Source organism: Rothia sp. 32237D007AR, from assembly GCF_053544675.1.
In genome coordinates, this window is record NZ_JBPPUO010000001.1 from 40,092 (window position 1) to 57,829 (window position 17,738).

Below are 17,738 nucleotides of genomic sequence, written 5' to 3' on the forward strand. Positions count from 1 at the left end.
GCTTCAAGAGATTCAACTGTTAAGCTCCGACTTTGGTTGAACGCCAACCCCATGTTCACGGGTGGCTCGGATGACGAAGCGGTCTGCATCGCGCATATTCAGCGCTGTTTGGTGCAGGCAAGAGCAAGTATTCGAAAGGAATGCGCACCTTACGCGCAACGACGGCATGTCAAACGCTCGACCCCACACCCACCGTCCTCACCTGACCGTTCAAAAGAACATCTCCGCCGCCTCAGTACCAGCCCGCGGCGGCTACACCGCAATGAGCATCCAGGACTACACCCGCTTCTCTAACGAACGCAGCGAATTCCTCAACTTCCTGCTCGCCTTCAACCCCAAGGGCACCCCTGCCACAACCGAGTACGGTGTTCTCAAAGCTGCATGAGCCAGGTAGGTCTGCTTCTCGACTCCGACGTCCTTGCCGAAATCCGCAAGGCCACCCCGCACCAGCAGGTAGTGAACTGCCTCCGCCGCCGCTCCTACCGCACCATGTACATCTCAGTACTCAGCCTCGGCGAACTCAAAGGGCTCTACCCCTACCCAGAAACCGAACGCTGGCTTGCTGAGCTCATGGAACGCTTCGACTCGCATGTACTAGACATCGACGCGAAGATAGCCCTGCAATGGGCCGGACGCCACACCGACAAGCACCTACACCTCGTAGGAGGCCAAGACCCACGCCCCCTCCCCACAGCAGCCCTCGAAGGGCTCATGGCCGCAACCGCCACCGTCCACCAGCTCGAAATTATCTCCAGCAAAGCCGAAATCTATAAATCCTGGGGCGTACCAGCAACTAACCCCTGGGAAGACTAAATTCTCACATCATAAACCCCACCCAGGCAGCCAAAAGAGAAGCGCAGACCCACAGAACCCCTGCACTTCTTACAGCGTGCAAGGAAAGAACAGCACAGAACAAAGAAACATGACATGATGAAAGGCGATGAATACCACCGCTCACCCCAAACGTTCCCTCCCCATGCCCCTATGGCTCCAGGGCTCAGTTGAACTTGCCCTCGTGGCGCTGGCCTCCTACCTCACCGTCGTCCTACTCCTGGCAGCGATCTGGTACACCAACGGTTTTAACAGCGGCACCCTCGCCGCAGCTATTTCTGCAGCCGGCCATATCTGGCTACTAATCCACGGCGTACCCCTGAACATGAACATTCCCGAACAAGGAGTCTTCTCAGCAGTCACCGGAACCATGAGCCTCGTACCACTAGGGCTAACCCTCATCCCCCTAGCCCTGTGCTACCGGGCCGGACGCCGCCTAGCCCGCGCCAGCTACGAAGGCCAATTCTGGCAACCCCTAGCAGGAGGCCTCACCGCCTACGCCCTGGTAGGTGCCGGGGTGAGCCTACTCTCCACCAACGACTTCTTCTCCACCTCCCCAACACGGGCCGCCCTCGTGCCCCTCTGGGTAGCAGCCCTAGGCATCCTCTTAGGCGGGTACGCCGAATCGCGCTCGCTGGCGGCCATGATCGGTGTGAACGCAGCTGACTGGGTGAAAAAGTTTAGCCAGTACTCCCGCTGGGCTGGCTCCTACGCCTGGGCCCTACTACGTGCAGCCCTGGTCAGCTCACTAGCTTTCCTAGCCGGTGGCGCCCTACTTCTGGCACTCACTCTCTTCTGGCACTGGGCTGAGGTAGTCACCCTCTACCAGAGCCTACGCGCCGGGGCAGTCGGCGACCTGGCCCTGACCCTGCTACAGCTAGGTCTACTGGTCAACCTGGTGGTCTATGCCATGGCCTGGAGCTCCGGGGCGGGCTTTGCCCTAGGTGAGGGCACCTCTGTTGATCTGACCGGCACCAATGTGGGGGTCATGCCCTCCTTGCCGGTGCTAGGGGCCCTACCGCACGCGACCGAACCCTGGGGCTACCTGGCCCTAGCAGTCCCCCTCGCCGCCGGTGCCCTAGGGGGCTGGTGGTTCTTCCGCGAAGGTGAAAACCATTATGATGAGTGGCTCTCCCTTAAAATCCGCTACCGCTGGCTATCGTGGACTCTCTCTACCCTGGGGCTAGCCGTCCTTACCCTCGTCCCCACCTTCCTGCTGATAGCCCTGCTAGGGTGGGCCGCTAACGGGTCACTGGGGCTGGGGCGCTTCACCGCTATCGGCCCTCACCCCCTCATCTTTGGTGCCTACTCAGCTCTCTTACTGGCACTAGGCACCATGCTCGGCCTGGCCCTGGCTCACCTGCTGGTGCGAGATACCTCCGGCGAACTAGAACGATTTGCCCAAACCAAGCCCACCCGCGAACAGAAAAAAGCTACAAAGGCTCAGGCTAAGCTCGAGAAAGCAAGGACCCGTATTCAGCGTTCTCTTCAGAAAGACAGAGAAGTGCAGCTTAAACTTGTGCCAGTGAAAGACGAGCATATGGAGAAGGAGCAAGTAGAGACAGAGCTAGCGGAAACAGAGCCAGCTACTGAGCTCACAGAAGCTGATCCTGCAAACAAGCAGGCAGAACCCGAACCTGTAGCCGAAACCGAAGAAGAAGCAGAACCTGCTCTTCCCTTCCGCCCTGTGGTCCGGCGTCCGAAATCCCTGCAAGCCCGCCGCCAAAAACGCCTGGAAGAACTAGCTGAAGGCGCAGAGAACGAAACCCGTTCCCCCTAAAAAATAAGCCAGGCTCACAACTCATGTGAGCCTGACTCTTCTATGCACACCCAATAAAACTCATAACATACCAGGCCAACTATTGGCCCAGAAGCTGCTGCAGCAGGCCATCGCTCATCTGTACGGTGCACTGCTGCTGCCTGCTTAAGGTCACAGCCTGCTGCAAACATTCAGCGTAGGCCATTGTTGCATCCACAAAAAGAAGCTGAACGAGGGCCGCAAAACCCAAAAAGAGCGACCACAATATCAGCAGAACCATCAAAATCATCGAAAAAGCAGGGAACCTAGCCCCCGCCATCTTCACCAGCGCCACGGTGGCAAACACACAAGTGAGCACCGCCAGCACAGCGGTCACCAGAGCCAACCAGCCAGGGTAAGAGGCGCTAGCGACCGTGGCAACCATGGCCAAAAAAGAAAGTCGCGACCACACCTTGATACTCGCAAGGGCAGACTCAGAGGGCAACTGATGAGAAGGACGCACAGTGTCAGACATACCTACCACCTTACCGCCCCACAGCAAAGACCCCGCACAGCCCTCACCCCTTCACTGTCTCATCACAAAAACTCTGCGGTGTGGGGCGCTAGCATACGATAAACTTTTCTGTATGCGCATTGTGGTGATGGTGTCCGGCTCGGGCACAAATTTACAGTCTATCCTTGATTCCGTAGCAGCAGGCGACCTCAACGCCACGGTTCTAGCCGTCGGCGCCGATAAACCCTGCCTAGGCCTTGAACGGGCTCAAGCCGCCGGAATAGAAACCTTCCTGGTAGAACCTAAGGCCTACGAGACCCGCGAAGCCTGGAACCGGGCCCTAGAAGAAGCCATCGCCAGCTACGAGGCCGACTACATTATCTTTGCAGGTTTCATGCGTATTGTTGACGCCCAGCTTGTGGACCGCTTTAAGAACCGCATCATTAACACCCACCCCGCCCTGCTGCCCTCCTTCCCCGGTGCCCACGGCGTCCGCGATGCCCTGGCCCACGGGGTGAAAGTCACCGGCCTGACCGTGCACCTGGTTGACTCTGGTGTCGATACCGGCCCTATCTTGGCCCAAGCTGCCGTCGATGTGCTCGACGATGACACCGAAGAAACCCTGCACGAACGCATCAAGATCAAAGAGCGGGTACTGCTGGTAGAAACCATCGCCCGCCTAGCCCAAGACCTCCAAGGCCCCAGCGCCTAACCCACAAATTTAGCCTCCTCCTGCGGGGCTGGGCCTAGGGTCGGGGCTCCATACCAAAACGACTCACATCCACGTAACCACCTGCTACCTGGCTTACCCCGGCAGCAAAAGAAACGGAGTTAATCTGTGAGTCTCATCGAGCTCGACCGCGTACCGCTCAAGCGTGCCCTTATTTCTGTCTACGACAAGACCGGCCTTGAAGATTTAGCAAAGGGCCTGCACGAAGCTGGCGTCGCTATCGTCTCCACCGGTTCCACCGCATCCGCCATCGCTGGTGCCGGTGTACCCGTCACCGAAGTCTCTGACATCACCGGCTTCCCCGAATGCCTAGAAGGCCGCGTCAAGACCCTGCACCCGCGCGTCCACGCCGGTATCCTGGCAGACCGCCGCAAGCAGGACCACATCGACACCCTCAAAGACATGGAAATTGAGGCTTTCGACCTGGTCATCGTCAACCTCTACCCCTTCGTTGAGACTGTAGCCTCCGGTGCAGACCAGGACGCTATCATCGAAAAAATTGATATTGGTGGCCCCTCCATGGTGCGCGCTGCAGCTAAGAACCATGACGCTGTAGCCATCGTTGTTGACCCGGCAAAGTACGGTCAGGTTGTTGAAGCTGCCAAGGCAGGCGGCTTCAACCTGGCAGAGCGCCGCCGCCTGGCCTCGGCTGCTTTCGCCCACACCGCCGCCTACGACACCGCCGTTGCTACCTGGACCGCAGCCCAGTTCGAGCAAGACGAGGACGCCAACTACTGGCCCCCCTTCGCAGGTCTTGCCTTCGAACGCTCCGAATCCCTACGCTACGGTGAGAACCCCCACCAGGCTGCTGCCCTCTACGTTGACCCCGCTGCCGCCCCCGGCATCGCCCAGGCAGAACTGCTCGGTGGTAAGGCCATGAGCTACAACAACTACGTGGACGGTGACGCAGCCCTGCGCGCAGCCTACGACTTCGATGAGCCCGCCGTAGCCATCATCAAGCACAACAACCCTTGCGGTATCGCAGTCGGTGCTGCTGATGCAGAAGACGCTATCGCCGATGCTCACGCTAAGGCCCACGCCTGCGACCCTCTCTCCGCCTATGGTGGCGTTATTGCCGCTAACTGCCAAGTAACTGCTGCAATGGCAGAGACTGTTAAGGGCATCTTCACCGAGGTTATTATTGCCCCCTCCTACGCTCCTGAAGCCCTGGAGATTCTGCAGACCAAGAAGAACCTGCGTATTCTGCAGCTACCTGAAGGTTTCGCCCGTGAAACTGTCGAGTACCGTCAGGTATCTGGTGGCGCCCTCTTCCAGGACGCTGACCGCCTGCACGCCGATGGCGACAAGGCCGAAAACTGGCAGCTAGTAGCCGGTGAGGCTGCTGACCAGGCGACCCTCGCTGACCTTGAGTTCGCCTGGAAGGCCCTGCGCGCAGCTAAGTCTAACGCTATCTTGCTGGCTAATGATGGGGCTGCTGTGGGTATCGGTATGGGCCAGGTCAACCGCGTTGATTCCTGCCGCCTTTCGGTAGAGCGTGCTAACACTCTAGCTGAGGGTGCTGAGCGTGCCCGTGGCGCCGTTGCGGCCTCAGATGCTTTCTTCCCCTTCGCAGATGGCCTGCAGGTGCTTCTGGACGCCGGTGTGCGCGCCGTTGTTCAGCCCGGCGGTTCTATCCGTGATGAAGAAGTAATCGCCGCGGCTAAGGAAGCTGGCGTGACCATGTACTTCACCGGAGCACGTCATTTCTTCCACTAAGCTCACCAGCGCTACGGAGCGAATATACCTTCGCCAGCTGGCTCCGGTATATTCGCTCCGCCGCTAGTAGAACTGGTCATCAGCAGTAAAAAGTCCGCCCCTCCAAGTACGGAGGGGCGGACTTTTTACTGTGTTAAGGGAAGAACCTTACTGCTGTGCGGCGGCTTCAGAGATACCGGTCAGTGCTTCAGCAAAGATGCGCTGAACATCGGTGGGGGAGGTCGCCTGGTAGGCTTCACCGCCGACGCTCTGGGCGATAGAAGTTAGAGCCTCCATGTCGGCCTCTTCAGAGATGCCAATCATGATGATGAAGACCGGGTTTTCAGGGTCTTGCTCTGCCTGAAGGGCGGCAATCAGTTCTTCTTCGCTGATGGAGGTTTCATCGAAGTTCTTACCGTCGGTTAGCATGATGACGGCGTTGACTGAACCGTAGTCGTAGTTTTCCTTAGCGGAGCGGAAAGCTGCCAGGGTGGTGTCGTAGAGGGCAGTGAAGCCGTGGGGGTTAACGGTTGAGGCGATCCCGGCGCCTGCTTCCTGGATCAGTTCACGCTGGGTCTTGCCGTCTACGGTTTCTTCAAGACCGCGTACAGGCAGGAGCTCTTGGTAGTCAGAGACAGTACCATCGGGCAGGGTGAGGTCGCGGGAGAACTTCCACAGGCCCATGGAGTCGCGGGCAGGGAAGAGCTGGGAGCCTGCCAGCACAGATTCAACGGTGATGTCCATGCGGGTCTTGTCGCTGCCGGGCTCCGGTGTGAGCATGGAACCTGACGTATCAAGCACGACCAGCGCGTGGAGGGGCGCTGACTGCAAGGAGTAAGAAGTCCACACCTGGGTGAGGATGTCCTGGTTGCTGGGGGTCAGCGAGGTAAAGCTGCCAGCACTGTACTGGCCCTCTAGCTCTTGACCGTCTGCGGGGCGTAAACCGGCGGACGCTAGGGCCTGCTTGCCCTCCTCGCTAGCCATAAAGTCGATAATCTGCTGGGCGGCGTCATCGATAGTGGCGTTCGTGCTGGAAGAAGCCTGGTAGAGGGGGTAGTTGAGCGTAAAAGAGCCGTCACCGGGGACGGTTGCGGTGAGCCCGGAATCTGAGTGGGCTGCTGCGTAGGCTGCGTAGTCGGCTTCGGTCACAATGACGGCGTCCTTGGTGCCGTTATCCACATCAGCTAGTAGCTCAGGGGCGCTCTGGGCGGCTTCGATAACACCGATGCTCTGGGCACGCAGGGCGGTGCCACCAATGAGGTCTTCAACGCTGACGGTGCCTGCTGATGCTTCAGAGATACCGGCAAGCAGGGCGGCAAATGCGCCGGGGTCTTCTTTAGGGTCCCCCATGCTGACGGTCTCTTCAGCGTGGAGAGCTTCTAGCCAGGTGTCGTAGCTGGTCTTGTTTTCTGAGACGATGACGCCGGGGGTCTGGGCTAAGGACTCTGCTAGGGGGGTGAGGCCGGTGCCGGCTTCGCCCATGGCTAGCTCAGCGCGGGCAGTGGAGTCAGGGATCCAGAGGTTGGTGCTTGCAGTCCCGCTGGCTGATTCGGTGACTATATCGCTGGCGGTCTTATCTGTGGTGATGTCTAGGGTGATGCAGGTTTCTTCATCTACCGGCATGGTTTTGAGGGCTTCTGCCATGGGTTCGGTAGTGGCGACTGTGACGGTCTGGGTGGTTGAGCAGGCTGCCGGTACGGCCTGGCTGCTGGTGGAGGGCTGGTTATCGCCGGTGACGTTGTTGTAGACGATAGCGCCACCGCAGAGCAAAATGACGGCTGCGGCGCCGGTCGCAATCCATTTGCGGCTGTTCTTCTTCTGGTTTTCAACGCGCTCTTGGCGGCGCGACTTGGTAATACTGGCCATTGCCTGGTGCCTCTTCCCTAATGCGGTGGTGGTGGGGGCGAGTGGGGTTTTCCTGGAACAGGTGCGTCTGCAAGGTGCTCGCTGGGCACTACGATGAGTGGGGTAGCGCCCATAGTTCGCCCTTTAGTGTAGCAAGAAAGCGTAATAGCAGCATTGTCTAATTTTCCTGAAAATTATCTCAAATCTGCCGCGGGAGCGGGTTCTGTCTAGCTAGGTCACATACACTTATAAGCAGAGTGCGCTTACCTGCGCCGCTCGGTTTAAAGCCTCACGTAATCTTCTGTATCCCTCATATGAATAGCAGAAGAAACTGAATCACCATACTCAAGGAAGTGGCATGACCAACCTTTCACATAACGTCACCAACCTGCCTCTGGCTGAGGTAGACCCCGAGGTCGCTGAATCTATCAAGCAAGAGCAGGGCCGCCAGCAGAACACCCTGGAAATGATTGCCTCAGAGAACTTTGCCCCCCGCGCTGTTCTTGAAGCTCAGGGCTCTGTTCTGACCAATAAGTATGCCGAAGGCTACCCTGGGCGTCGCTACTACGGCGGTTGTGAATTTGTTGACGTAGTGGAGCAGTTGGCTATTGACCGCGCTAAGGCCCTCTTTGGTGCTGATCACGCTAACGTGCAGCCTCACTCCGGTGCCCAGGCTAACAATGCTGTCATGCATGCCCTGCTCACCCCCGGCGATAAGATTATGGGCCTGTCCTTGGCTCACGGTGGTCACCTGACCCACGGTATGAAGCTCAACGTCTCAGGGAAGCTTTACGAGGTTGTCGCCTACGGTGTGGATGAAGAAACCGGCCGGGTTAACATGGATGAGGTTCGTGAACTGGCACTGGCTGAGAAGCCTCAGGTCATTATTGCTGGCTGGTCAGCTTACACTCGTCAGCTTGATTTCGCTGCCTTCCGCGCGATCGCTGATGAAGTAGGAGCCTACCTTTGGGTCGATATGGCCCACTTTGCTGGACTGGTTGCCGCTGGCCTGCACCCCAGCCCCGTCCCCCACGCCCACGTGGTTTCATCGACTGTGCACAAGACTCTGGCTGGGCCTCGTTCTGGTTTCATCATGTGTATTGAAGATTTGAAGAAGAAGATTGATTCGGCTGTCTTCCCCGGCCAGCAGGGCGGGCCTCTCATGCACGCCATTGCAGGTAAGGCTACCGCCTTCAAGATCGCTGGTTCTAACATGTTTAAGGACCGCCAGGTGCGCACCCTTGAAGGTGCAAAGATTCTAGCTGAGCGCCTGAACCAGGCTGATATGGCAGAGGCCGGTGTAAAGGTTATCTCCGGTGGCACCGATGTTCACCTGGTCTTGGTTGACCTGCGTGATGCTGAGATTAACGGACGTGAGGCAGAAGACCTGCTGCATGAAGCTGGTATCACCGTCAACCGTAATGCTGTGCCTAACGACCCCCGCCCGCCCATGGTGACCTCCGGTTTGCGCATCGGTACCCCTGCCCTGGCAACCCGCGGTTTTGATGCAGAGGCCTTCACCGAGGTCGCTGATATTATCGCTGAAACCCTCAAGCCCGGTGCGGACGTCGCTGCCCAGCGTGAGCGCGTCACCGCCCTGTGCGAGAAGTTCCCCCTCTACTCCGGTATTGAGGAGTGGTAAACATGCCGCAGATCCTTGATGGCACCGCTACCGCCGCCCAGATTAAGAGTGAACTGGCTGAGCGTGTAGCTGCTCTAAAGGAAAAGGGCATTACTCCCGGCCTGGCAACTGTGCTGGTGGGCGATGACCCTGCTTCCCGCTCCTATGTGGGCGGTAAGCACCGCGACTGCGCTGAGGTCGGTATCGCCTCCATTAAGGTGGAGCTACCTGAGACCATCAGCCAGGAGGACCTAGAAGCTGAGCTTGAGAAGCTCAATAATGACCCGGCCTGCACCGGCTACATTGTGCAGCTACCCCTGCCCAAGCACCTTGATACCAATCGGGTTCTTGAGAAGATTGCCCCCGAGAAGGACGCCGACGGCCTTCACCCCATGAACCTGGGCCGCCTGGTTCTGAATGTGAGTGACCCCCTAACCTCGCCTCTGCCGTGCACCCCTAACGGTGTGATTGAGCTGGTGGAGCGTCACGGTATTTCGTGGAAGGGTAAGAAGGTGGCTGTACTGGGTCGCGGTATTACCGTAGGCCGCCCCTTGGGCTTGCTGCTGACCCGCAAGGACGTCAATTCCACTGCCACCTTGGTACACACCGGCACTGAGGACGTCAGCGCCGCCCTACGCGATGCCGATATTATTGTGGCCGCTGTGGGCGTGGCTCATGCTGTGAAGGCTGACCAGGTGAAGGACGGCGCTATTTTGCTTGATGTTGGTGTCTCTCGCATTGAGGACCCTGAGACTGGTAAGAAGAAGCTGACCGGCGATATTTCACCTGAGGCTGCCGCTAAGTCGAGCTGGTACTCGCCTAACCCTGGTGGGGTTGGCCCCATGACTCGCGCTATGCTGCTGGTCAATGTGGTTGAGACCGCTGAACGTCAGGCTGCCGAGAACTAGAGTCTCTGCAAGAATCGCCGGGTGCATGCTGCAAAGCCTCTGCACCCGGCGATTCTTATATGCGCTCATGTGCCTTCATGGAGCTACCTTCACCTAGTGGGGGCTACCTTTTAACCTGTACTTCTAGATCGTAGCGGTCGCCCCGGTAGAGGGTCTGGGTGCTTTCAACGGGCAGACCGCGCAGGGTGTAGCCCACCTTTTCAACTCGCAGGGCTGCTGCCCCTAGCGGTACCCCTAACTGGGCTGCTTCTGCCTGGGTCAGATTGGTTGCTGCTACCCGTAGGGTTGCGGTTTCTACCTGAAAACCGGAGGCCTGCATCTGGGCGTCGAGAGAGGCCGATAACTGGGGTTCTAGGTGGGAGAAGGCTTCGGGCAGAAAGTGGGCGGTTTCTAGGGCGATAGGGGAGCCGTCTGCCTGCCGGAGCCGCTGAATCTGAATGACTTGAGCACCAGCGTCCAGGTTGAGGTCGCGTTGGACGGGCCGCGACGCTTGGATGAGATGGCAGGCGAGGGTTAGCGAGTGGGGGCGGTGGCCGCGTGCTGCCATGTCTTCTGTGAAAGAGCGTAAGGACGGGGCCCGCTTCAGCTGCTTGTGGGGCGCAACGTAGGTGCCAGAGCCCTGCACATGGTAGATCAGCCCTGCTTCGGCCAGTTCACGCAGAGCCCGGCGGACGGTGGCCCGTGAGACGGCGAAGATATCTTGGAGCTGCCGTTCTGTGGGCAGGGGCATGTTCTCCTCTGCAGGGGAAATGTAGCCTTCCTTGATGAGCTTTGCGACCTGCTGGTACTTGGTTTCACGTGACGGGGGCATCATGTACCCCACTTTACGCTTAAGTTTGGTCTACGATTCAGCGCGGCCTTACTTCCTTTGACATAATAGAGGTCATGCAGTCGAACGGTTCAGAGAAAACAGCGCAAGAGCAGAACACGAAGATGGCCCTGGTAGGTGCGGGCATCGGTATGGCAATTTTGGTTGCCCTACTTGCTTGGGCTATCGTACAGTCAGCCCGGGAAGAGTCAGTGCTGGGTTGGATTCTGGCCGGTATTATCGCGGCCTGGCTGGGTATCGCAGCTTATCTGCTGGTGAACGTCAACCGCACTCTGGCAGCCCAGCGTCAAGCCTATAAGGAGCATGCTGTGAAGCGGGCCGAGTATGAGTCTGATGTTCACGTTGAGAAGCTTGCTCATTCCTTCCAGATTTGTCTGGTGCAGTCAAAGGTGATTGCTGAGCAGCTTGAGGTCAATGACGAGAATTCCCGCGACATGATTGATCGCGCTGTTGACACTATTAACTTCACCGCTAAGAACGGTATGGAACTGGCCCGTGAAGGGGCCTAAAGATAGCGAAGGACGCCCCGTGAGCAATTCACAGCAGACCACCCCCGAAAAAGACCCCAAGGCTATGATCCCTAACGCGGCAACAGGTGCCCCGCGTGCTTTCTCGGGCGCCCAGCCGTCCGCAGATTCTATGCACCTGGGTAACTATATTGGTGCGGTCAATAACTGGGTTGGTCTTCAGCAAGACCACGAATGTCTCTACTTCATCCCGGATATGCATTCCATTACGGTGCCTCAGGACCCTGCTGTCCTGCTAGAGCGCACCCGTAAAACTGCGGCCCAGTATATTGCAGCCGGTATCGACCCTGAGAAGACCCCGCTCTTTGTGCAGTCCCATGTGCCTGAGCATGCCCAGTTAGCCTGGGTGCTTAACTGTCTTACCGGCTATGGTGAAGCTGCCCGCATGACCCAGTTCAAGGACAAGGCCGCTAAACAGGGCACCGACAACGCCTCGGTGGGTCTCTTTACATACCCGGTGCTCATGGCCGCAGATATTCTGCTCTACCAGGCCGATGTGGTGCCGGTGGGTGAAGATCAGCGTCAACACCTGGAACTGACCCGTAACCTGGCTCAGCGTTTCAACTCTCGCTTTGGTACTACCTTTGTGGTGCCTGAGCCGGTGATTTTGAAAGAGACCGCTAAGATCTATGACTTGCAGACCCCTGATTCTAAGATGAGCAAGTCTGCAACCACAGATAAGGGTATTATCTGGTTGCTTGATGACCCTAAGAAGACCGCCAAGAAGATTAAGAGCGCGGTGACTGACGCCGGTAGCGAGATCGCCTACGACCGTGAGAACAAGCCCGGTGTCTCTAACCTGCTGTCCATCTACTCGGCTGTCACAGGTAAGGCTATCGACGATATTGTTGCCGACTATCAGGGCAAGATGTATGGGCACCTGAAGGTTGATTTGGCTGAGATTGTGGTTGAGCAGCTCTCACCCATCCGTGAGCGTGCCCTGGAACTGATGGATGACCCGGCTGAGCTGGATCGTCTCTTAGCTATTGGCGCTGGCAAGGCCCGTGAGATTGCTTCTGTGACCGTGAAGAAGGTCTACGACGCGGTTGGCTTCCTGCCTGCCCTCTAAGAGATAGTGGTACTGGCCTGGTGTTTTCTTCACCGACGATAGACCCTCACCGCAGGTATCTCAGCCTTGTTGCTGGGGTACCTGCGGCGCTAGCTGAGCGTCTTACCTGCTGGCGGGCAGGGCAGGGGCTGGTGGGCCCTGCTGCCGAAAGCTGTCACATTACGGTGCTCATTAGTGAGGACGCCGGCGGCAACCCTCTGGGGTCTTTGCAGCAAGCGGTGGCTGGGCTGGGCCCGGTGCAGGTGCACCTGGGGCCAGCCCTGACCTTTGAGCCGGTCACCCCGGTGACCTACCTTCCCCTGGCGGAGGGGGAAGAGCAGCTTACACTCCTGCGTGGCGTCTGCCAGCAGGTGGTGGGGGAGTCAGTCTCACCTTTCCCCTATAAGCCGCACCTCACCTTAGCCAACCACGCCCCGGCCCCTGTGCTGGCGGCGTCCTTACACGACTTTGCTAATCTGCCCTCTGAACTTGCCCGTTTTTCGGTGACTCAGCTGATGGTGTACCGCTACAGCTTAGGGCAGTGGCAGAAGCTGGGAATAGTGGACCTCTAGTGAAAGGCCCTGCTTTTTCGTGTCGTTGAACTAGCTTCCGACCCCAGTGCTAGCGGGGCGCCTCCAGAGCTTTGTTGTGGCGGTGCAAGTAGAAGAAGCCCGGGGTCAAAGCCTACAACAATTGCCGACCAATGCCCGGTGGTATGGGCATGACCACAGCATCCTGGCTAATGCTTAGCAGAGATGCAACATCGATAACATCCTGATCATTATAGATTGCATCGATTGTGACGGTCTGCCTGTGTGGACTCACATCGCCGCTGGGGCCGGCTGACGACGGACATGAAGGTATCTTCCTGTTTGATGGTGGCAGAGTGTTCAACCAGGTGGGCGCACATGCGCAGTGCAACTTCAAGGTTGGTGCAATTGACTAGCACTGCGAGTGCGTCGAAGCATTTGTTCATGGGGCAGGAAACCAAGTGCATGTGCTTCCTTTATGGTAGCGACTGTAAAAGAAAGCCAACCTGGGCGAGACCACCTCAGATTGTTCAACAACTGTTGCAGGTGCGGCAGCGAACATACAAATGCGTGAACTATCGTCTACCCCAGAACTGTACGAAAGTATATGTGGCAAGCTCTAACGCCTCACTAGAGTTTTTAGTGAAGACGCAAGAGTAAGAAAAGCGAGGTGCGCAATGAACGGTCTCAAACTCCACAGAATTGGCCGTAGCTTCGGTGACCATAAGGTGCTTCAAGATGTAGATTTCGGTGTCCGCCGCGGTGAAATTGTTGGTTTCATTGGGGGTAACGGTGCAGGTAAAACCACCACCATGCGAATCATTCTAGGAATGCTTAAACCCACCGGTGGGTATATTACCTGGGACGGGGAACCTATCTCAACCGAGAACCGCAGGTCAATCGGCTACATGCCGGAAGAGCGGGGCCTGTACCCCCAGATGAGTGTCAAAGATCAGATTGTTCACTTTGCTCTACTTGAAGGGAAAACCCTGGGACAGGCGAAGGAAAAAGCTGACGAACTTATCGCCACGCTGGGCCTATCTGGTCATGAGAAAACTCTCACCCAAGACCTGTCGCTAGGTAACCAACAGCGAGTTCAGCTAGCTGTTTCGTTGGTCGGTAACCCAGAACTGTTGGTGCTTGATGAACCCTTCTCAGGGCTTGACCCTCTAGCGGTAGATACGATGGCTGGTCTTATCCAGCAACAGGCAGCTCAGGGTGTGGGCATCTTGTTTTCATCGCATCAGCTGGAGCTTGTTGAGCGCCTGTGCGACCGCGTCTGCGTACTTGATCGCGGCAGAGTGATGGCGGACGGTGCTGTCTCAGAGTTACAAAATACCGACCAGACCCGGTGGGAACTAAAGTTTGACCGTCCAGCTGGAGAATTTGTTGCCGAACTGTCATTGGTTGCTTCCTTCCATATCGAATTCAAGATGAGCAACCAGTTATCAGTTTTTATTACCGTTGAAGGCAGAGAAGCAACCATTCCCCAGGGTGTACTTGAAACTGCGACACGATTCGGGGGGCTGCGCAGTATTGAACCAGTGCAGCGGTCCTTGGGCGCACTCTTATCGCAGGATTATATCTCATCGGGTCGCGGTATCACCCCTGTTCTCGAAACAGAGCTTGAAACGGCAGGTAAATCACGATGAAGGCCAAATGTATGACTCAGCAAATTACCCAGCATGAAGTAGGTGAAATAACAGTGAGTACTGCTTTCCAAGAAATGTTAATCGTTATTAGACGTGAAGTTCTTACCCGTACCAAGAATAAGACCATCCTGTTAGTCACTGGCTTGCTTGCCCTTACCGCGGGTGTTGGCGCAGGCGTTGGCGGTTGGCTCTTAGGGGAGAAAATAGGGGATACTAGTTTCCAGCTAGATGCCCGCCTGCTTTTTGCTACAGCGATGGTCAGCGCCTTACTTAGCTCTCTGGTGTACTCATCCCAGAGCCTGACCTCTGGTGTTGTTGAAGAGAAGTCATCGAGGGTCGTCGAAATCCTCCTCACCAAAATCGGTGTTGTGCCTCTGTTGGCCGGAAAGATGATCGGTATCGGAGCAATAACGCTGGTCCAGCTACTTCTCATCGGCGGCACTGGCCTGCTGGGTTTCACCATAGTGGACGGATGGTTACTGTTAGAGCTTGAAGTAGGTGCAGTTCTTCTATGGTTCCTTGTATGGTTCTTGCTGGGCTACATGATTTTTGCAACCATGAACACGATTCTGGCTTCAACGGTTTCTCGGCAGGAAGACCTAAGTGCAGCAGTGATGCCCCTGTCGGTTTTACAGATGGTTCTGCTGGTCGTCGCCCTGTATCTTACACCCACCTATCTTGAAGAGACTTGGCTTAAGGGGTTGTCCTTCGTCCCGCTTTTCTCTTCTTACCTGATGCCTATCCGCTTTGGCCTAGACGGCGTACAGACCTGGGAAATGGTGGTCGCTGCTGGTATTGCTGCGATAACTATCCCACTACTGTTCTGGATAGCAACCCGTGTGTACAGCAACAATGCTTTGCGAACCGGTTCTAAGGTTTCACTGCAACGATCATTTGCCTCAGACAACGTGGCTTAAAGCCGGGCTTTTGTCCGATTCATCCTCTGGGATTACTTGCCCATCATCATTGAAAGGAAAAATAACATGACTACTCACAAGACCGAAACCACCTATATTGCTGCTTCCAAAGGCACCTCACCGGTTGGCCGCTGGGCTCGTAGCGTGGTGCTGGCCTTGATCGGCGGCGGTGTGGGCTACGCGGTAGTAACCCTCTTCTTCTAAATCGGTAGAAGTTTAATGGTGGGCGGGGTAACCAACTTACCTAATGGAAAGAGAACAGCGATGAGCATACACCATGGATCAGATCAGAAAACTACTGAACTTGATTCAGATGTTAGACAGCATGTGCAGAAGCTGCTGCCTGAAGATTATTACGGCAGGGTTCAAGCAGTTTCTAGCCCTAGCTTTCGGGGCCGTAATAAGTCATGGGTATTGACTTTTGATGGTGGCGACAAGGTTTTTCTCAAACAGGTAAATAAGACTATCGCTGGACCTTATGCATTCGATCGTTCGGTTAATTTCGCGAAGTTTTCTGATAGTAATCCAACGAATGTGCCGAACTCACCAAAGTTATTAGCTTCTCACCGCCCATCTGGCTTACTTGCTTTTGAGTACTGCAATGGCGAGAGCCTAGCAAAGCTTCTTGTTGACGAGACTATTCCTGATAGTTTTTCACGGCAAGTAGGTAGCTCTTTGGCCAAGCTCCATGCGGGACCAACGGATAACTTGCAAGAGGTAGCTCATCCATCCCCACCTGTACAGATGCTAAAGCAAGGAATCTCATATCAACGGCTGACTGCTTTTTCTTTAGCTGAAATTTCTCTGTGGAGTAAACTCCAGCAGGATCAAGAGTTAGTAGATTGCGCAGTGGCACTAAAAGCTGCTGAAGAAAATCATAGCGTTTCACCTGTGCATGGTGACCTGCGACTGGACCAATACCAGATGCATCAAAACCAACTCAATCTGCTGGACTGGGAAGAATTTGGTGTAGGGGATCCTGCTCGGGACCTTGGAACCTTTGCAGGCGAATGGATATACCGTGGTGTGCTTGACACCGTAACTACTCGCGGTGGAGCAGAGGAGCCTCCGCAACAGTTCAGCGAGGAATCCGCGAATCAGCGGATTGCAGAACGGATAGGGCATCTAGTTCCTAACATACAAGTGATGTGGGAAGCATACTGCCAAGAACGTCACGATGATGACTATCATGCATTAGCCTCACGGTCCGTTGCCTTTTTAGGATGGCATCTAATTGATCGAACAATCGCTAGAGCTTCTTCGGTTGCTAAGTTGCCGGGAATCGAAAGAGCGGCTGCAGGCATTGGTCGTCGAATTCTTCTAGAACCCCAGAAGTACACACAAATCTTAGGATTTGAAAGGAGTGACAAGAAGTGACCTTAGTCACTGAAAGCAGGTTTCCTGGGTTTACAGAAAGCCTAATAGAGGTGCAGCAACGCGTTGATATTGATTTGTCTCGCCTAAAAGCCAGGGTTGATGGGGAAAGAACCCAAGCCACCAGCTTGCTGGAGCTCAAATCACAACTAGGCGCCTTGATTTATGCTCATTTCCATCTTCAAAATCCGAAGACGAGTGGAGTTAGTCTTCACGACAGTCAAGACTTATCTCAGGCTCTTATTGACTGCATTCCTCACCAAAACCACTATCAACTTGCAGATTTCTTGAGTAGCTCCAGACAAGAGGGGCTTACCAGAATTCAAATTATGGGTCTCAAGGTTAGTTTACCTAGCTATCTTGTAGAAAACACTAATCTTCCAGGAAAAGTAAGAGTTACTCTTCCCAGCTGGCGTAGAAATACGACCCCGGGTTACCTGCTAGCTCTGAGTGAACAGCCTCTCCAGATTATGACTCACGATAGCTTAGTCCGCTTGTATATCGGATGTGACACTGCTGAAAAAGCTCTAGAAACGTGGAAAAATACCTTAGAGATTTTAAGCCTTCTGGGTGCTAACTATCAGGTAAAAGCTTTATCGGCCAGAGCTTCATACCCTCGCTCTGATGGAATTGTAGTTTACATAGCAGATAAGGATCGAGACCATGTCGTAACCGCTTTGAACGAGCTTGAAGTGATCGCAACAGCCAACGATAATCAGGAATACTCTCTCTTTGCTCAGCCGGTAGGCCCCAATATAGCTATTGCAGCGGAGCCGAATGATACACGATCTACCTACCAGGGTCTTAGCTTTGGCCAACATCGATCAAGAGTGCTTGTAGATGCTTTATTAAACGCTGCGTGTACACACCAGACTCTGCAAGAGTGCTGGAATCAAGAGACTCTCAGCGCTGGAATTGACGCAACTTTCCCTGCGTTCAATAGCGTATGAGTAAGCGGGTAAAAACTATAACTTTATAG

Annotated in this window: 18 protein-coding genes and 1 riboswitch; of the genes, 15 read left to right on the forward strand and 3 right to left on the reverse strand. The window is 55.6% G+C overall.

The features are described from left to right. Position 1: 1 nt before the first annotated feature. A riboswitch (SAM riboswitch) is annotated at positions 2–130 on the forward strand. A gap of 36 nt (positions 131–166) precedes the next feature. From ACED87_RS00200 to ACED87_RS00210, 3 genes are all read left to right on the forward strand, one after another. Beyond that, positions 167–385: a nuclease PIN gene (locus tag ACED87_RS00200; protein WP_449081980.1), complete on the forward strand. Its 219-nt coding sequence runs from the start codon at positions 167–169 to the stop codon at positions 383–385. Then, the gene (locus tag ACED87_RS00205) at positions 382–813 is read left to right on the forward strand and encodes a plasmid stabilization protein (RefSeq protein WP_449081982.1); all 432 of its coding nucleotides are present in this window, start codon (positions 382–384) and stop codon (positions 811–813) included. Before ACED87_RS00200 ends, ACED87_RS00205 begins: the two co-directional genes overlap by 4 nt. A 127-nt stretch (positions 814–940) precedes the next feature. Continuing rightward, a complete protein-coding gene (locus tag ACED87_RS00210) occupies positions 941–2,611 on the forward strand; it encodes a cell division protein PerM (protein ID WP_449081984.1) in 1,671 nt (556 codons plus the stop codon). Positions 2,612–2,690: 79 nt separating this feature from the next. On the opposite strand, the gene ACED87_RS00215 is transcribed toward ACED87_RS00210, so the two are convergent. Then, positions 2,691–3,104, reverse strand: a complete 414-nt coding sequence (locus ACED87_RS00215; protein ID WP_449081986.1) for a hypothetical protein — start codon at positions 3,102–3,104, stop codon at positions 2,691–2,693. A gap of 112 nt (positions 3,105–3,216) precedes the next feature. Between ACED87_RS00215 and purN the strand changes: the two genes are divergently transcribed. Together purN and purH are read left to right on the forward strand one after the other, a co-directional pair. Further along, positions 3,217–3,795 (forward strand): phosphoribosylglycinamide formyltransferase, encoded by a 579-nt coding sequence (gene purN / locus ACED87_RS00220; protein ID WP_449081988.1) that lies wholly within the window; start codon positions 3,217–3,219, stop codon positions 3,793–3,795. Positions 3,796–3,921: 126 nt separating this feature from the next. Next, positions 3,922–5,529, forward strand: a complete 1,608-nt coding sequence (gene purH / locus ACED87_RS00225) for a bifunctional phosphoribosylaminoimidazolecarboxamide formyltransferase/IMP cyclohydrolase (RefSeq protein WP_449081990.1) — start codon at positions 3,922–3,924, stop codon at positions 5,527–5,529. Positions 5,530–5,676: 147 nt separating this feature from the next. On the opposite strand, the gene ACED87_RS00230 is transcribed toward purH, so the two are convergent. Continuing rightward, positions 5,677–7,374, reverse strand: coding sequence for a substrate-binding domain-containing protein (locus ACED87_RS00230; RefSeq protein WP_449081992.1), 1,698 nt, complete (start codon positions 7,372–7,374; stop codon positions 5,677–5,679). 337 nt (positions 7,375–7,711) lie between these two features. Here ACED87_RS00230 and glyA point away from each other — a divergent pair, with 337 nt between their 5' ends. Both glyA and ACED87_RS00240 read left to right on the forward strand, forming a co-directional pair. Beyond that, entirely contained in the window at positions 7,712–8,995 is a 1,284-nt protein-coding gene (gene glyA, locus ACED87_RS00235) for a serine hydroxymethyltransferase (protein WP_449089387.1), read from the forward strand. Positions 8,996–8,997: 2 nt separating this feature from the next. After that, the gene (locus tag ACED87_RS00240) at positions 8,998–9,882 is read left to right on the forward strand and encodes a bifunctional methylenetetrahydrofolate dehydrogenase/methenyltetrahydrofolate cyclohydrolase (protein ID WP_449081996.1); all 885 of its coding nucleotides are present in this window, start codon (positions 8,998–9,000) and stop codon (positions 9,880–9,882) included. A 103-nt stretch (positions 9,883–9,985) separates the two neighbouring features. Here the strand turns inward: ACED87_RS00240 and ACED87_RS00245 are convergent, their stop codons facing one another. Further along, positions 9,986–10,696: a GntR family transcriptional regulator gene (locus tag ACED87_RS00245; protein WP_449081998.1), complete on the reverse strand. Its 711-nt coding sequence runs from the start codon at positions 10,694–10,696 to the stop codon at positions 9,986–9,988. 71 nt (positions 10,697–10,767) lie between these two features. Here ACED87_RS00245 and ACED87_RS00250 point away from each other — a divergent pair, with 71 nt between their 5' ends. From ACED87_RS00250 to ACED87_RS00285, 8 genes are all read left to right on the forward strand, one after another. Next, on the forward strand, positions 10,768–11,220 hold the full coding sequence (locus ACED87_RS00250) for a hypothetical protein (protein WP_449081999.1): 453 nt from the start codon (positions 10,768–10,770) through the stop codon (positions 11,218–11,220). A gap of 64 nt (positions 11,221–11,284) precedes the next feature. Next, positions 11,285–12,307: a tryptophan--tRNA ligase gene (gene trpS / locus ACED87_RS00255; RefSeq protein ID WP_449082182.1), complete on the forward strand. Its 1,023-nt coding sequence runs from the start codon at positions 11,285–11,287 to the stop codon at positions 12,305–12,307. 20 nt (positions 12,308–12,327) lie between these two features. Continuing rightward, positions 12,328–12,858, forward strand: a complete 531-nt coding sequence (locus tag ACED87_RS00260; RefSeq protein ID WP_449082000.1) for a 2'-5' RNA ligase family protein — start codon at positions 12,328–12,330, stop codon at positions 12,856–12,858. Between the two features lie 635 nt (positions 12,859–13,493). Beyond that, the gene (locus ACED87_RS00265; RefSeq protein WP_449082002.1) at positions 13,494–14,468 is read left to right on the forward strand and encodes an ABC transporter ATP-binding protein; all 975 of its coding nucleotides are present in this window, start codon (positions 13,494–13,496) and stop codon (positions 14,466–14,468) included. Between the two features lie 11 nt (positions 14,469–14,479). After that, complete coding sequence (locus tag ACED87_RS00270; protein WP_449082003.1) at positions 14,480–15,385, forward strand: ABC transporter permease; 906 nt, start codon at positions 14,480–14,482, stop codon at positions 15,383–15,385. Positions 15,386–15,451: 66 nt separating this feature from the next. Further along, complete coding sequence (locus ACED87_RS00275; RefSeq protein WP_449082005.1) at positions 15,452–15,589, forward strand: hypothetical protein; 138 nt, start codon at positions 15,452–15,454, stop codon at positions 15,587–15,589. Between the two features lie 60 nt (positions 15,590–15,649). After that, positions 15,650–16,762, forward strand: coding sequence for a class V lanthionine synthetase subunit LxmK (gene lxmK / locus ACED87_RS00280; RefSeq protein WP_449082007.1), 1,113 nt, complete (start codon positions 15,650–15,652; stop codon positions 16,760–16,762). Next, positions 16,759–17,709 carry a T3SS effector HopA1 family protein gene (locus ACED87_RS00285; RefSeq protein ID WP_449082008.1) on the forward strand — a complete coding sequence of 317 codons (951 nt, stop codon included), beginning with the start codon at positions 16,759–16,761 and terminating at the stop codon, positions 17,707–17,709. Before lxmK ends, ACED87_RS00285 begins: the two co-directional genes overlap by 4 nt. The last annotated feature ends 29 nt before the right edge of the window (positions 17,710–17,738 follow it).

What these genes read in the sequence shown, in the direction of transcription:
- ACED87_RS00200 (WP_449081980.1), top strand. Translation starts at nt 167, where the DNA reads ATGTCAAACGCTCGACCCCACACCCACCGTCCTCACCTGACCGTTCAA.
- ACED87_RS00205 (WP_449081982.1), top strand. Translation starts at nt 382, where the DNA reads ATGAGCCAGGTAGGTCTGCTTCTCGACTCCGACGTCCTTGCCGAAATC.
- ACED87_RS00210 (WP_449081984.1), top strand. Translation starts at nt 941, where the DNA reads ATGAATACCACCGCTCACCCCAAACGTTCCCTCCCCATGCCCCTATGG.
- ACED87_RS00215 (WP_449081986.1), bottom strand. Translation starts at nt 3,104, where the DNA reads ATGTCTGACACTGTGCGTCCTTCTCATCAGTTGCCCTCTGAGTCTGCC.
- purN (WP_449081988.1), top strand. Translation starts at nt 3,217, where the DNA reads ATGCGCATTGTGGTGATGGTGTCCGGCTCGGGCACAAATTTACAGTCT.
- ACED87_RS00230 (WP_449081992.1), bottom strand. Translation starts at nt 7,374, where the DNA reads ATGGCCAGTATTACCAAGTCGCGCCGCCAAGAGCGCGTTGAAAACCAG.
- glyA (WP_449089387.1), top strand. Translation starts at nt 7,712, where the DNA reads ATGACCAACCTTTCACATAACGTCACCAACCTGCCTCTGGCTGAGGTA.
- ACED87_RS00240 (WP_449081996.1), top strand. Translation starts at nt 8,998, where the DNA reads ATGCCGCAGATCCTTGATGGCACCGCTACCGCCGCCCAGATTAAGAGT.
- ACED87_RS00245 (WP_449081998.1), bottom strand. Translation starts at nt 10,696, where the DNA reads ATGATGCCCCCGTCACGTGAAACCAAGTACCAGCAGGTCGCAAAGCTC.
- ACED87_RS00250 (WP_449081999.1), top strand. Translation starts at nt 10,768, where the DNA reads ATGCAGTCGAACGGTTCAGAGAAAACAGCGCAAGAGCAGAACACGAAG.
- trpS (WP_449082182.1), top strand. Translation starts at nt 11,285, where the DNA reads ATGATCCCTAACGCGGCAACAGGTGCCCCGCGTGCTTTCTCGGGCGCC.
- ACED87_RS00265 (WP_449082002.1), top strand. Translation starts at nt 13,494, where the DNA reads ATGAACGGTCTCAAACTCCACAGAATTGGCCGTAGCTTCGGTGACCAT.
- ACED87_RS00270 (WP_449082003.1), top strand. Translation starts at nt 14,480, where the DNA reads ATGACTCAGCAAATTACCCAGCATGAAGTAGGTGAAATAACAGTGAGT.
- ACED87_RS00275 (WP_449082005.1), top strand. Translation starts at nt 15,452, where the DNA reads ATGACTACTCACAAGACCGAAACCACCTATATTGCTGCTTCCAAAGGC.
- lxmK (WP_449082007.1), top strand. Translation starts at nt 15,650, where the DNA reads ATGAGCATACACCATGGATCAGATCAGAAAACTACTGAACTTGATTCA.